At 67.8% G+C, this 13,821-nt stretch carries 16 protein-coding genes; 8 read left to right on the top strand and 8 right to left on the bottom strand.

What is annotated here, in order from left to right:
* Positions 1 to 183 precede the first annotated feature (183 nt).
* The 3 genes from AU188_RS23600 (at position 184) to AU188_RS23590 (ending at position 1,415) form a co-directional block, all read left to right on the top strand.
* Positions 184 to 393, top strand: coding sequence for an Rv3202a family protein (locus AU188_RS23600; protein WP_059165888.1), 210 nt, complete (start codon positions 184 to 186; stop codon positions 391 to 393).
* Between the two features lie 93 nt (positions 394 to 486).
* Positions 487 to 831, top strand: coding sequence for a hypothetical protein (locus AU188_RS23595; protein WP_059165887.1), 345 nt, complete (start codon positions 487 to 489; stop codon positions 829 to 831).
* A gap of 119 nt (positions 832 to 950) precedes the next feature.
* Positions 951 to 1,415 carry an SRPBCC family protein gene (locus tag AU188_RS23590; RefSeq protein ID WP_059165942.1) on the top strand — a complete coding sequence of 155 codons (465 nt, stop codon included), beginning with the start codon at positions 951 to 953 and terminating at the stop codon, positions 1,413 to 1,415.
* Positions 1,416 to 1,436: 21 nt separating this feature from the next.
* On the opposite strand, the gene AU188_RS23585 is transcribed toward AU188_RS23590, so the two are convergent.
* Positions 1,437 to 2,396, bottom strand: coding sequence for an alpha/beta hydrolase (locus AU188_RS23585; protein ID WP_059165886.1), 960 nt, complete (start codon positions 2,394 to 2,396; stop codon positions 1,437 to 1,439).
* A 238-nt stretch (positions 2,397 to 2,634) separates the two neighbouring features.
* Between AU188_RS23585 and AU188_RS23580 the strand changes: the two genes are divergently transcribed.
* The 3 genes from AU188_RS23580 to AU188_RS23570 all read left to right on the top strand — a co-directional run bounded on the left by AU188_RS23580 (position 2,635) and on the right by AU188_RS23570 (position 5,679).
* Positions 2,635 to 3,138, top strand: a complete 504-nt coding sequence (locus AU188_RS23580) for a Cif family virulence factor (protein WP_059165885.1) — start codon at positions 2,635 to 2,637, stop codon at positions 3,136 to 3,138.
* Between the two features lie 80 nt (positions 3,139 to 3,218).
* The gene (locus AU188_RS23575; protein ID WP_156426804.1) at positions 3,219 to 4,502 is read left to right on the top strand and encodes a cytochrome P450; all 1,284 of its coding nucleotides are present in this window, start codon (positions 3,219 to 3,221) and stop codon (positions 4,500 to 4,502) included.
* A gap of 76 nt (positions 4,503 to 4,578) precedes the next feature.
* Positions 4,579 to 5,679 carry an Rv2629 family ribosome hibernation factor gene (locus AU188_RS23570; RefSeq protein WP_059165883.1) on the top strand — a complete coding sequence of 367 codons (1,101 nt, stop codon included), beginning with the start codon at positions 4,579 to 4,581 and terminating at the stop codon, positions 5,677 to 5,679.
* A 13-nt stretch (positions 5,680 to 5,692) separates the two neighbouring features.
* Here the strand turns inward: AU188_RS23570 and AU188_RS23565 are convergent, their stop codons facing one another.
* From AU188_RS23565 to AU188_RS23545, 5 genes are all read right to left on the bottom strand, one after another.
* A complete protein-coding gene (locus AU188_RS23565) occupies positions 5,693 to 6,391 on the bottom strand; it encodes an HAD family hydrolase (RefSeq protein WP_059165882.1) in 699 nt (232 codons plus the stop codon).
* Positions 6,388 to 6,831: a hypothetical protein gene (locus AU188_RS23560; RefSeq protein ID WP_059165881.1), complete on the bottom strand. Its 444-nt coding sequence runs from the start codon at positions 6,829 to 6,831 to the stop codon at positions 6,388 to 6,390. Before AU188_RS23560 ends, AU188_RS23565 begins: the two co-directional genes overlap by 4 nt.
* 97 nt (positions 6,832 to 6,928) lie before the next feature.
* Positions 6,929 to 7,327, bottom strand: coding sequence for a hypothetical protein (locus tag AU188_RS23555; protein WP_059165880.1), 399 nt, complete (start codon positions 7,325 to 7,327; stop codon positions 6,929 to 6,931).
* Positions 7,328 to 7,382: 55 nt separating this feature from the next.
* The gene (locus tag AU188_RS23550; protein ID WP_059165879.1) at positions 7,383 to 8,489 is read right to left on the bottom strand and encodes a glycosyltransferase; all 1,107 of its coding nucleotides are present in this window, start codon (positions 8,487 to 8,489) and stop codon (positions 7,383 to 7,385) included.
* 155 nt (positions 8,490 to 8,644) lie between these two features.
* Positions 8,645 to 9,556, bottom strand: a complete 912-nt coding sequence (locus AU188_RS23545) for a dienelactone hydrolase family protein (RefSeq protein WP_059165878.1) — start codon at positions 9,554 to 9,556, stop codon at positions 8,645 to 8,647.
* Between the two features lie 124 nt (positions 9,557 to 9,680).
* Here AU188_RS23545 and AU188_RS23540 point away from each other — a divergent pair, with 124 nt between their 5' ends.
* Together AU188_RS23540 and AU188_RS23535 are read left to right on the top strand one after the other, a co-directional pair.
* Positions 9,681 to 11,471 (top strand): N-acyl-D-amino-acid deacylase family protein, encoded by a 1,791-nt coding sequence (locus AU188_RS23540; protein WP_172799581.1) that lies wholly within the window; start codon positions 9,681 to 9,683, stop codon positions 11,469 to 11,471.
* Positions 11,461 to 11,904 carry a nuclear transport factor 2 family protein gene (locus AU188_RS23535; protein WP_059165876.1) on the top strand — a complete coding sequence of 148 codons (444 nt, stop codon included), beginning with the start codon at positions 11,461 to 11,463 and terminating at the stop codon, positions 11,902 to 11,904. Before AU188_RS23540 ends, AU188_RS23535 begins: the two co-directional genes overlap by 11 nt.
* Positions 11,905 to 11,908: 4 nt before the next feature.
* Here AU188_RS23535 and AU188_RS23530 read toward each other — a convergent pair whose 3' ends face one another.
* Complete coding sequence (locus AU188_RS23530; protein ID WP_059165875.1) at positions 11,909 to 13,279, bottom strand: type I glutamate--ammonia ligase; 1,371 nt, start codon at positions 13,277 to 13,279, stop codon at positions 11,909 to 11,911.
* A 21-nt stretch (positions 13,280 to 13,300) separates the two neighbouring features.
* On the bottom strand, positions 13,301 to 13,783 hold the full coding sequence (locus AU188_RS23525; RefSeq protein WP_059165874.1) for a carboxymuconolactone decarboxylase family protein: 483 nt from the start codon (positions 13,781 to 13,783) through the stop codon (positions 13,301 to 13,303).
* Positions 13,784 to 13,821: the final 38 nt, after the last annotated feature.

The following is a 13,821-nucleotide window of genomic DNA, read 5'->3' as shown; positions in this document are numbered from 1 at the left end:
TCGAGAGCCTCCCCCGTGGGTGGCAGTTTACGCACAGCGCCTGCCCGCAGACGTCATTGCCCTGGTCATAGGGCTGAGCCGCGACGCTCGAGCGCCAGGCGCTGTGTGTCATGCCGCCGGGAACCGCACTATCCTGGCAAGTGCATGTCAGTAGTCCCTCGAGAAGTGGAACGGAGACCGATCATGACCAGACCTGACGGCCTCGCGTTCGGCGAAGCCATTCCCGAAGCAGATGTCGCAGAACAGAGCATTCCGGTGGACCCGGCCGAGCAGGACACCTCGTTGGACGCCTCCGCGGTCTCGACGGCACGCACGTGGGACGCCGACGAGGCGGATCTCATCGATCAGTCGATCGAGGTGCCGATTCCCGACGACGACTTCGATCTCGAGTAACGACGTCCGGCTCGCCCGCGCAGTTCCCGCGGGCATGGCGCACGTCGGGCCGATCGGCTGCCACCATCCGTCGGCGGTAGTAAGCATGAGGCCATGGACCTGCGTGCAGAACTGTTGGAGACACTCGACTTCGATCCCGGCGCGTCCCGTGTCTTCGGCCAACCCTATGAAGCGGCCGACGGCACAACCGTCATTCCCGTCGCAGAGGTACGCGGACGGGCCCGGCGCGGCGGTGACGCGAACGTCAGGGTGCTGACGAAACCGGCCGGGGTGTTCGTCCTCAAGGACGGTGACGCCGTTTGGCGCCCCGCGGTCGATGCGACGCGCATCGCGTTGACGGGCATCCTGGTCGGGCTGGTCTCGGCGACGCTCGCCGGGGTGGCGATGGTGCGTCGCCCGCCGTGGCCCGATCTGTACGGGGATATCTCGTCGCGGTAGCCGGATTCGGTTTCGGCCGTTCGGTGACTATCAAGTCCTGGTGCATCCGACAAGTCCTGGTGCATCCGATCGATTGGACGTTAGGGTGCTGAAAACGCTTGGGAGAGAGCGAGGCATCGGTGGACGGAGCGGTGACGGTGTCGATGGCGGCACCGGCGGAGCGGATCTGGGAGCTGATCGCCGATGTGCGGAACACCGGCAAGTTCTCCCCCGAGGTGATGGAGGCCGAATGGCTCGGCGGCGCGACCGGCCCGGCACTCGGCGCCCGATTCCGAGGACACGTCAAGCGCAATGAGATCGGGCCGGTGTACTGGACGACATGTGAGGTGACCGCCTGTGAACCGGGCCGCGAGTTCGGGTTCGCGGTGCTGCTCGGCGACAAACCGGTGAACAACTGGCACTACCGGCTCACTCCCGTTGACGGCGGCACCGAGGTCACCGAGTCGTTCCGGCTGGCCGAATCGATACCGATGAAGGTGTTCTCGGTGTTGGGTGGTCAGCTTCGACGCCGTCGCAACATCCGCGACATGCGCAAGACGCTCGAGCGCATCAAAGCCGTCGTCGAATCGCCCGACGGCGGGTGAGGCGCGGCGTCGGGCCGGCGGTCAGACGCTGCGCAGGCGACGGACACGATCACTGATCGCCCGCTGCGATATCCCGGCGTTCCTGGCCAGTGCCTCGAATGCGTGCGGGCAACCCGGGTACACGTGCAATTCGGTGGGCACCCCGGCGTCGGCGAGGCGGCACGCATAGGCGATGTCCTCGTTGCGGAAGATGTCGAGGTCACCCACGTCGAGGTAGGTGTCCGGGAGCTCGCTGAGGTCCGCGGCGCGGGCCGGCGCGGCGTACGGCGACACCGAATCCGTTCCGGCGTTCGCACCGAGCAACGCGCCCCAGCCGGTGGCGTTGTCGTCGTAGGTCCATGTCAAAAACGGCGTCAGGGCCGGGTTCGGGCTGCTGGGGCGATCATCGAGCATCGGGTAGATCAGAATCTGCGCAGCGATCGCCGGCCCGCCACGATCCCGAGCGAGAAGGCAGACGGCCGCGGCCAGGCCGCCACCGGCGCTGTCGCCCATCACGGCGATCCGGCCCGGCTCGACACCGAGCGTCGTGGCGTTTCCGGCCAGCCAGCGCAGCGCCGCAAAGCAGTCCTCGACCGGTTGCGGGTGCGGGTGCTCCGGGGCGATCCGGTAGTCGACGACGAGCATCGGCACGCCCGAGGCAGCTACGTAGTCGCGCACCGCCGCGTCGTACAGGCGGCCGATGTGCTCCAGCCCGAAGATCATTCCGCCGCCGTGCAGATACAGCGCCGCGCTGCCGGGCTGTGGCCCCGCTCGCCGGTACCAGCCGAGCGGCAGCGTCGCCCCGTCGTCGGTCCTCAACGAGTACCGCGTGACCTCGACGCCTTCGGCGGGGGTCCAGGCGGCGGCGACCGAGTCGAACATTCGGTGTCCGTTCACGCGCCGCGACTCGACGTCGCCCACCGGTGCAGGTTCGATGTCACCGACTGCGGCCAGAAGCGGCGCCATTTCCGCCAGCACCTGGGCGTCGATGCCGAGAGCCATGACTGAGACACTAACGCGGCTGACCGAGTTTGTGGCACACGATCAGCGCATCGCCCCGTTCGCCTGGACTGTCCGTCGTATTACGTTGTGTCGCTTACGCATTGGATAACCGCTGTCGGTTCGGCGAGGTGTACCTGCCGACTATCGGCCGCCGTCATCGTGTCCTGATTCGGCCTCGCGGCGCGGACGGGTTTGGTAGAACGATGCCAGTTCAGCCGCGAAACCGAGGGAGTGTGCGATGGGTCAGTGGACACGAGAAGAACTCGAGGACGCGTTCCGCGGCTACCAGGATGTGGTGGTCGACATCGGCCAGACGTGGAACTGGGCGAGCTACGCCGACCAGTTCACCGAAGACGCCACATATGTCGAGCATGCGCTCGGAAACATGTCCGGCCGCGAGGCGATCCGCGACTGGATCGTCCCGACGATGAACACCTTCCCGGGCAGCGAAATGCCGTTCTATCCCGTCGAGTGGTACTCGATCGACGTCGACAAGGGCTGGGTCATCAACCGGAACGTCAACACCATGAAGGATCCCGGCGACGGCAGCGTGCACGGCACACCGGTCATCACCGTGCTCAGATATGCCGGCGACGGCAAGTGGAGTTACGAGGAAGACGCCTACAACCCGATGAACTTCCTGGTGATGGTGCAGGGCTACATCCAACGCTGCCATGAGCTCGGCACGATCTCCGACGACGCCCGGGCGTTCGCAGAAAACATGAACTGGCAGCTGTCCTAACGAATCTCCGCTTCTGCGGCCGCACACGGCCTACTCTCGGGAGGGTGGGTATCGCGACATCGCACACGTCTGGAGTCCAGCTGACCCGGGCGAACGGCACGGCGCCGCCGCAGGTGCCGTTGTCCGACATCGACCTGGGCTCCTGGAAGTTCTGGGTGCAGTCCGACGACTTCCGAGACGGCGCCTTTGCCACGCTGCGCCGCGAAGCGCCGGTGTCGTTCCATCTGCCGCTCGAGACACCCGGTGTTCAGGAGGGGCCCGGGCACTGGGCGATCACCCGGTTCGACGACGTCTGGTACGCGAGCCGTCATCCGCACATCTTCAGCTCGAGCCCGAGCATCACGATCAATGACGCCAACCCGGAACTGTCGGAGTATTTCGGCTCGATGATCGTGATGGACGACCCGCGTCATCTGCGGCTGCGCAGCATCGTCAGCCGGGCGTTCACCCCGCGGGTGGTGGCGCGCACCGAGGCGTCGGTCCGCGACAGGGCCCGCCGGCTCGTCGAGGCGATGATCGCCGAACATCCCGACGGCCAAGGCGAAGTCGTCGGGAAGTTGGCGGGGCCACTGCCGCTGCAGGTGATCTGCGACATGATGGGCATCCCGGAGGACGACCACCAGCAGATCTTTCACTGGACCAACGTGATTCTCGGCTTCGGCGACAAGGACATCGCGCAGGACTACGAGGAGTTCGTCAAGGTCGCGATGGACATCGGCGCCTACGCAACCGCCCACGCCGAGGACCGTCGGGCGCGTCCACAGGAAGACCTGACGACCGCCCTGGTGCAGGCCGAGGTCGACGGTGAGCGGCTGACGTCGGCCGAGATCGCCTCGTTCTTCATCTTGCTCGTCGTCGCCGGCAACGAGACCACCCGCAACGCGATCAGCCACGGCGTGCTGGCGCTCACCCGCTACCCCGAGGAGCGGGCGCGGTGGTGGGCAGATTACGAAACCCTCGCGCCGACCGCGGTCGAGGAGATCGTCCGGTGGGCCTCGCCGGTGATCTACATGCGTCGCACACTCACCGAGGACTGTGAACTGAGCGGCGTCAAGATGGCCGCCGGCGACAAGGTCACACTGTGGTACTGCTCGGCGAACCGCGACGAGGACCGGTTCGCCGACCCGTGGACATTCGACGTGGGACGTAACCCCAATCCCCATGCCGGGTTCGGCGGCGGCGGCGCGCATTTCTGCCTCGGTGCGAACTTGGCCCGGCGCGAGATCAGCGTCGTCTTCGAGGAATTGCACCGGCGGGTACCAGACATCGCCGCGACCGAGGAACCGGCGCGGCTGCTGTCGCCGTTCATCCACGGGATCAAGCGCTTACCGGTGTCCTGGACACCCCCGTCGTCGCCACGCTGAGCGCAAGCGAGCTCGCTCGTGCGGCCGTCCACGGGAAAACCTGTGTCGTCGGCTGCTCGACGGGTAACCAACGGCCATGCAACCCGAACACTTCCGCACCTTGCTGACCTCGAACGGCCCGTACGCGTCGGTGTACTTCGACGATTCGCACAACACAGCGGATGCGGCCGCGCAGATGGAGTTGAAGTGGCGGTCGCTGCGTGAGCAACTCGAGCAGCAGGGCGCCGATCCGGCGGTGACGCAGAGCATCGAACAGGCCGTCGTGGAGACCACGCCGCCGGTCGGCCGCAGCGGCCGCGCCGTGGTGGCGAGCCGCGACGGCATCCTCGTCAACGAGCACCTCATCCGGCCGATCAGCCCCGTCGTGCGGGTCTCGACGCTGCCCTACATCGTCCCGGTCGTCGAACACGCCCTCGACCGGCCGACATACGCGGTGGTGATCGTCGACCACGAGGGTGGCGACATCACGCTGTATCGCGAGGGCACCGCGGTGTCGGACACGGTTGACGGTGATGCGTACCCGGTGCACAAGGCGTCAGCGGCGGAGACACCGGGCTACGGCGATCCGCAACGCGCCGCCGAGGGGGCGCGCCAACAGAACATCCGCGCGGTCGCGGGCGAGCTCACCACCTTGGTCGACGACGCCCGCCCGGAGGTGGTGTTCGTCGTCGGCGAAGTTCAGTCCCGCACCGATCTTGTCGCGCACCTGCCCGAACGAGTCACCGCCCTGGTCGTCGACGTGAATGTCGGCGCGCGGCACAGTGGTTTTGACGACGCAGACCTGCAGCACGCAATCGAACAGGAGTTCCAGCACCGTCGCCTGGCCGCGATCGACGATGCCGCACAACGGTTCGGCGCAGAGTTGGGCCGAGGTGAAGGCCTGGCGACCGAAGGCCTCGGCGGCGTCACCGCGGCCCTGCGGGCCGGCGCGGTCGAGACGCTGATCATCGGCGACGTCGGTGATGCGACCGTCGTCGCCGGTGACGACCTCGCGACGGTTGCACCGAATGCCATCGTGCTCTCCGAACTCGGGACGGCTCCGACCCAGACCCTGCGGGCGGACGAGGCGCTCCCGATGGCGGCGATCGCGACCGGTGCCGCTCTGATCCGCACCGATGAGCGCATCGCCCCGGCCGACGGCGTCGCGGCGATCCTGCGGTACGCGCTGCCCCGCTGACCGCAGCCGCCGCTCAGCGGGAGCCGACGATGTTGGCCAGCGCCGCGATCGAAGTGTCGTCCAGGTGCTGGCACAGCTCCAGAGGATGTTCGAAAACCCGCTGCGCCCCAGACTTTTCGAGCTCTGAACGGGACACTCCCCCGCTCAGCACCCCGATGCTGCCGACTCCGGCGCGCCGACAGGCCTCCATGTCCCACACCGTGTCGCCCAGGAAAATGGCGTGCGAGGCCGTCACCCCGGCGCGCTCGAGCGCGATCTCGATGATGTCGGGTTCGGGTTTGGCGGTGTCCACATCCTTCGACGACGTCACCGCGAACACCAGGTGGTCGCAGTCGAGCACCTCGCGCAGGACCGACAACTCCTCCTCCGGCGCCGAGGTGGCCAGCACGACCCGAATGTCGAGCTTGTGGACGGCTTCGAGCAGTTCCCGCGCGCCGGGCAACCGTCTGAGATGGGGTGCCAATTCCTTGTAATAGCGCGAGTGCAGATCCTTGGCCTGCTCGCACGCTGCCGCGCCGGCTTCCCCGGCCAGGGTGTTGACCAGTGTCGTGCCGTCCATTCCGATCGAGCGGTGGATACGCCAGGCCTCGACGGGGTGGCCGGCCTCCTCGAACGCCCGATACCACGCATACACATGGAGGTAGTTCGAGTCGACCAGCGTGCCGTCGACGTCGAACAACACCGCCGACGTCGTCTTTGCCCGGCAGCTCACGGACGCCGCTGTTCCGGTGCCCGGGTGTGGTCGGAACGGGTGGGTGGATCCGCCGGCGTCCCATCGACTGTGGTGGCGGCGGCATCCGTGGTGCCGCGCCTGGGGTCGAGGGCGTCGGCGCGGGCGCGTTGTTCGTCGAGTTCGTCGCGCTTGGTGGTCACCTCGTCGCGATGCGTGCGCGCGGCGTCCTGCAGCCGGGCTGCTTCGGCGGCCTTCGCCTCCGCCTCGGCCTGCGCGGCGCGGGCCCGTGCCTCGGTCTCCTGGGCCACATTCTCGCGCTTGTCGACGTGCTGGGTCTTCTGGTCGATTTCCGTCCGGAGCCGGTCGGCCTCCATGCGGCGGCGCTTGGTGCGCGCATTGCGTGCCAGGAACGCCACCAGCGCGATGACGGCGATCACCGCGATGGCGACGACGATCCACACGATGACGTTGCTATCCATGTCGGCTCCTTCGATCGGTCGAGCCGGCTCATTGACGAACCCGCTAATTCTGCGGGTAACCGGGCGCAGGCCCGATTAAACGGGCGGGCCGGGGTCGCTACAACGTCGCGGTCAGCGGGCCGGCCGGCGCGCAGACCGGTTGCGGCGGGTTACCCGTCGTCGAGCAACCTCGACCGGTGGCTACGTAGGTCGCGCCGGGCTGGTGCGGCGAGAAGTACACCCGCGCCGGCAACAGCCCGTTGTTCTGCTCGCACCGCCCGGGGCCCTGGCCGCCCTGCAGTTGGACGCAGGCGATCGATTGATACGGGATGGCGCCGTCGCATCCCGCCGGAGACATCGTCACGGCCACCATTTCGGTGCCCGATACCTGGACGACGTGTGGCGGGGACAGCGTGTAGGTGCACGGCGGCGTCTGCGGGTCGGCGCCCGCCGCGGCGGTGATCGGTAGACAGCTCAGGGCGACGGTGAGGCCCGAAACCATCAGCGGCCTGATCATTCCCAGATCCTAAGCCACCCTGGGTGCGTAAATGGCCGTCTCGCCGCCGTTTGAGTCAGCGCACGCCCAGCGCCTGGAGCATGCCGGTCGCGGCCCTCGGCCAGGTGAATTGTTCGGCGCGGCGGCGGGCCTCGTTGCGTCGCACGGTTTCCGGACGGCTGATGACCGACGCGACGGCGTTCGCGATCGCGACCGGGTCGTTGTCGGCCGCCGCTCCGCTTTCGGCGTCCAGGATCTCGGTCAGCGCCGACGTACGCGACACCACCGCTGGTGTCCCACAGGCGAGCGCTTCCAGCGCGGCCAGCCCGAACGTCTCGTGCGGGCCGGGCGCCAACGCGACGTCGGCGGTCGCCAGGATCGTCGCGACGGTGTCGCGGCAGCCGATGTAGCCGGTGAAGTCGACGGGCAGACGCGCGGCCTGCCGTTCGAGTCGCGGCCGCAGCGGCCCGTCCCCCACGACGACCAGCCTCGCGTCGACGCCCGTCGCGCGCAGTGCCGCAACGGTGTCGATGCTGCGATGGGCATGCTTTTCCACCGACAGCCGACCGCAGTGCACCAGCAGCGTCTGCTCCGGGCGGGCCCAGCGTCGCCGGACCGACGCGGAGCGGTGGCGGGGATGGAACTGGTCGAGGTCCACACCCAGCGGCACGGTGAACACGTTCGAGGCGTGGATGCGGTCGAACTCGTCACGCGCGAACCCCGTCGTACACACCACCGCGTCATAACTTTGGGCGGTGCGACGGTTCGCGATGTCGGCGACCATGCGCGCGGCCCGCTTCGGAAGCACCTGCCCGACAAGGCGATCGAGCCGCTCATGCGAAATCATCACCGTGGCGACTCCGTGGTGTCGGCCCCAAGCACCCAGGGAACGCAGCGTGAGCCGATCCGACACCTCGACGGCGTCGGGCGTGAGCTGTTCCAGCAGTGCGGTCACCGGACCGGGCAGCGCCGCGCGATAGCCGCCGGTGAACGGAATACTGCGCGCGGGCAACGAGATTCGAACGACTCCTGACGGCAGCTGCCGCGACTCGGGGCGTGCTCCCGGCACGACGAGGTAAACCTCGTGGCCGCGTGCGCAGTATTCCGCACCGAGTCGGTCGACCGCCGTGCGTAGGCCGCCCGAGCGCGGGCCGTAGAAGTTCGCTACCTGCACAACCCGCATGCGCTCAATGTGACCGCGATGCGTGTGCGGTTACCAACGAGGCGATGAACCTTGGCCGAAGTGCCCGTTAACACCGCCGAGTGTCCGTGTTTGTCCGCGACACTCCGCGTCTCGGCGTACAAATGCGGTCGCTCGCTTGGGATGGTGGCGGCGCGTCAGCCGACGTAGCGGGTGAACCAGTCCTGCACACGGCGCCACGCGTCGGCGGCCGCGGTGGCGTTGTATCGCTCGCGGGTGTCGTTGAAGAACGCATGGTCGGCGTCGGGTTCGGTGACCACTTCGTAAACCAGGCCGGCCTTCTCGAGGGCCGCCCTGGCGACGGGCTCGGTGGCGTTCACCCGTTGATCCTGGGCGGCGTAAATCCCCAGCACCGCAACATCCTTCGAACGCGAGAAGTCCGGATCCTCGGGCGTCGGGCCGTAGAACGGTACCGCCGCCGACAGCCGCGGCTCCCCGGCGGCCAGCAGTCGCCAGACATAACCGCCACCCATGCAGAATCCGACGGCGGCGACCTTCTTGCCGGGTACGCGTCGCTGGAGTTCGTCGACCGCGGCCCTCAGGTCGGCCAGCGCCTCCTCGGGCGGGATCTTGCCCAAGGCGGCGGTCGCCTCTGCGGGGTCGGTGAACGTTGCCGTTCCGCCCTGCGCCGAAAGCAGATCGATCGCCAACGCGGAGTAGCCGATTCCCGCGAACCGACCCGCCACCGAGCGGGTGTGATCGTTGAGTCCCTTGTTCTCGTGGATGACCAGGACGGCGCCCCGGGCGTTCGGCGCTTCGGCCCAGGCGCCCTGAAGGTCACCTCGAGGCCCGCCCCAGGTGATCGGCGCGGTGGGCACCGCGTTCTCGGCGCCCGGTGGCGGTGCGCCCGCGGTTGCGGGGTCACTCGAGGTCACCGGCGCCTCCGCCGCGGGCTCGCGGGTTCGGCTGCACGCGGCGAACAACGCCGTCGCCCCGGCGGTGCCGACACCGAGCATGGCGAGCCGACGCAGGGCCTCGCGCCGCGACAGCAGCCCGTCGACGTGGTCGGTGGCGATCTCTTCAGCGATATAGCGCTGCAGCGGGGTCACCTCGGCGAGTATGCCCCCGCATTCGACATCACAACAGTGCACGTCAATCGCATCAGTAGACACAAATCGAAATCTGTTCACGATTTTCATTGACACTCGTCAACTCGGACTGTTCTATGGCGTGGTGAGCTACGACACGATCATCCGCAACGGTCGTTGGTTCGACGGCACCGGTGCCCCGTCGGCCGTGCGAAACCTCGGTATCCGCGACGGCCGCGTCGTCGCGGTCAGCCCCGACGACCTCGACGCGACCGACTGCCCCCAGGTCATCGACGCGACCGGCAAGTGGGTGCTGCCGGGCATGCTCGACATCCACACGCACTACGACGTCGAGGTACTGGCCGGCCCCGCCCTGGCCGAATCGCTGCGACACGGCGTGACCACGGTGATGCTCGGCTCCTGCTCGCTGTCGACGGTGCACGTCGACGCCACCGACGCGGGCGACATCTTCGGCCGGGTGGAGGCGATCCCCCGAGAACACGTCATCGGCGCGATCGAGCAGCACAAGACCTGGACGAACTGCGAGGAGTACATCGAGGCGCTGGAATCGCGGCCGCTGGGTCCCAACGTCGCGGCCTTCATCGGGCACTCCGACATGCGAGCCGCGGTGATGGGCCTGGACCGCGCCACCCGTAAGGATGTGCGACCCAGCAAGGGCGAACAAGCGCAGATGGAGCGCTGGCTGGCCGAGGCGCTGAAGGCCGGGTTCGTCGGAATGTCTTCTCAACAACTGCTTTTCGACAAGCTCGACGGCGATGTGTGCCGGTCGCGGACGCTGCCGTCGACCTACGCCAAGCCGCGGGAGCTGCGCCGGTTGAAGTCACTCCTGCGTCGCGCCGGACGGGTGCTGCAGTCGGGCCCGGACATCCAGAATCCGCTCAACCTCGGCTCGCAGTTGGTGCAGTCGCTGGGCATCGTCCGCAATCCGCTCAAGACCAGCCTGCTGTCGGCGGCGGACGTGAAATCCAACCCGTACAGCATTCACGCATTGGGTCCGGCGGCCCGGCTTGTCAACAAGCTCGGCGGCAACTTCCGGTGGCAGCACCTGCCGGTGCCGTTCGAGGTCTACGCCGACGGCATCGACCTGGTGGTCTTCGAGGAGTTCGGGGCGGGCGCGGCGGCGCTGCACCTGCGCGACGAGGTCGAGCGCAACGAGTTGATGCGCGACGAGGCCTACCGCCGTCGCTTCCGCAAGGAGTACGAAAGCAAGCTGGGCATCCGCGTGTGGCAGCGCGACTTCTTCGACGCCGAGATCGTCGCCTGTCCGGATGCGTCGGTCGTCGGCAAGTCGTTCGGCCAGGTCGGCCGGGACCGCGGCGGACTGCACCCCGTCGACGCGTTCCTCGATCTGGTGCTCGACCACGGCAGGGCGTTGCGCTGGCGGACCACGATCTCCAATCACCGGCCCGAAGTGCTCAGAAAGCTCGCGCGCGACACCGGTATCCAGATGGGCTTCTCCGACGCCGGCGCACACCTGCGCAACATGGCGTTCTACAACATGGGTCTGCGGTTGCTGCGCCACGTGCGCGACGCCGAGAACGCCGGACGGCCTTTCATGACGGTCGAACACGCGGTGCACCGGCTCACCGGGGAACTGGCCGACTGGTACCGCATCGACGCGGGCCATCTGCGTATCGGGGACCGCGCCGACGTCGTTGTCATCGACCCCGCGCATCTCGACGACTCGCTGGACCGCTACGCCGAAGCGGAGGTCGACCAGTACGGCGGGCTCTCACGAATGGTCAACCGCAACGACGACACCGTGGCCGCCGTGTTGGTCGGAGGGCGTGCGGTGTTCCTCGACGGAAACCTCACCGACATCGTCGGCAATCGGCGGACCGGGCGGTTTCTGCGTGCGGCGCACAAGGCGCCGGCGCTCTCGCGACAGGAAGGTGAACTGGCCAGTGTCAGTTAGCGATACGGTGCTCGGCATGTGGAAGGCGCTTTCGGCGCGGGACTGGGAGGCGGTGAAGACCTTCCTGTCCGACGACTGCACCTACCTCGACGTGCCGGTCGGTCCGACCGCTGCCGCGCGTGGGCCGGAAGACATCGTCAAGCGCCTCAAGATCGGCCTCGAGCCGCTGGCGTCCTACGAGAACTTCGATGGCCTGATGCTCGACAACGGTGCGGACGTGATGTACGAACATCACGAGGAATGGCACTGGGCCACAGGCGAGTCCGCGGTCCTGAAGTTCGTCAGCGTGCACCGCGTCGAGAACGGCAAGATCACGCTGTGGAAGGACTACTGGGACATGGGGGCGCTGGCCAACAACGCGCCGCCCACCTGGATGGAAGACTTCGCCAACGCCGACATGTCGTGGGTGTTCGACGCGACCGGCCTGGTCTAGGTCGTCATACGCTCCACGCCAGGCGGAACTTGTCGGCGATCTCCTCGGGGCTCAGCGCGCCGTAGTTGTCGTGCTCGTAGCGGCGCACGGCGACCACGGCGTCGACGGCTTCGTCGCCGAGAATCCTTCGCATCAACGACGATCGGTTCAGCGCATCGAGCGCATCGGTCTGTTTTTCGTGGAGCAGTACGACGCCCGTCTCCCGGCGCTGGGCATCGGTCAGCGTCGCGGGGTCGACGGTCGTCTCCGGCGGTAGCTGCAGTCCGCGTTCGATCCCGTCCAGCGCAAGCCCCAGGATCGCCGCGGTCGCGAAGTATGGATTGGCCGACGGGTCGACCACCTTGACTTCGATGTTCGCGCCGTAGGGATTGCTCGGCCCGCCGATCAGGTACCGCACTGAGGCTTCGCGGTTCTCGGTTCCCCAGCAGACGTACGCACCGGCCCAGTTCCCCGGCTGCATACGCTGACCGGACAACACCGAACCGGCGAGCACGCCCTGCGCCTCGGGCAGGCCGGCGACCAGCCCCGCGATCGCCGACTCGCCCTCCCGCGTCATCCCGTTGGCGCCGGTGCCGTCGAAGAACAGCTCCGTCTCCCCTCGCTTCATCGAGAAGTGTTGATGCGCACCGGATCCGACCCCGCCGGCGAACGGCACCGGCGACAGGCTCACCCGCATGCCGTACTGCCGCGCAACCCGTCCCACGATGATGCGCGTCAGCACCAGCGCGTCAGCCGCCGCGACGGGTGGCAGTGGGGCCAGCGAGATCTCGAACTGGTTGGCCCCGTACTCGGGGTGGAACTGTTCGATCGCGACGCCCGACGCGGTTGCGGCGTTGGTGACGTCGCGCACGAACCCTTCGAACTCCAGCACGCCGGCCAACCCGTACTGCGCCCACAGGTGCGACGGTAGGCGCCCGCCGTCGGGACCGACGAGCACGAACTCCATCTCGTGTCCGACCACGGCGGTAAGGCCCTCGTCCGTCAACCGGCTCTGCACCCGGCTCAACGCCCCGCGGCTGCAGTACGGATCGGGAGTGCCGTCCTGGTTGAAGAACATCCCCGGCGCCCAGGCCAACCCGTCGCCGAGGATGCGAAGCGCGCCGAGGTCGATGCGGATCCGTTGATCCCCCACCGGCGTGATCGCCCTGCTGTAAACGATGCCGGCGTGGTCGATCGCGAAGGCGTGCCAGACCGGGCTGGCGCCCAGGCCGGGATCGGCGAAGGCCCCCATGCGGCGCAACGGCACCGTCTTGGCGTGTGTGAGCCCCGCCGGGTTGACGACCGTGCCGATCAGCGTGGCGACCCCATCGGCTTCCAGTTGGGCGATCGCCGCGGCGGCGAGGGGCTTGGCTGCCACTGGATTCACGACAGCCATTGTGCGCGGTCGCGCCGCGGCTTACAGCGTGATCTTGCAGCTTTGACCGATGTCGAGCGTGCGAAGCATGCGGCCCATACCGAGCCACATCGCGCACGACAACGCCAAGTCGGTCAGCAGTTCGTCGCTGAAGTGCTCGCGGCAGCGGTCCCAGAAGTCCTCGTCGTCCCGCAGCCCGGTGTGGTCGCTGGCGAAGCGCTCGGCGAACTCCGCGGCGACGCGTTCCTGTGCGCTGTAGCCCGGCCAGGTCCGCCATTCGGCGGCGTGGTCGTAGAGATCCTCGTCGACACCGGCGGCCAAACCCTCTGAGTCGCGGGTGTTTTGACAGACGACACATTCGTTGTCGAGCGCGATGACCATCCGTGCGAGTTCACGGACCCGCATGGGTAGCCGGTTCTTGGTGTAGACCGCGTTGGTGAAACCTGCCATCGCGACGCCGATGTCCGGCGACTTCACCACCCAGGCGGCGGCGTCGTCGTCGGCGAAGTCCCCAATGCGGCTCATGACGGCATCGTACGCCGCGAGCCGCGGAATTGGAACGC

Source organism: Mycobacterium sp. IS-3022 (assembly GCF_001500065.1).
Classification (GTDB): Bacteria; Actinomycetota; Actinomycetes; order Mycobacteriales; family Mycobacteriaceae; genus Mycobacterium.
This window is presented reverse-complemented; position numbering and strand designations above follow the sequence as displayed.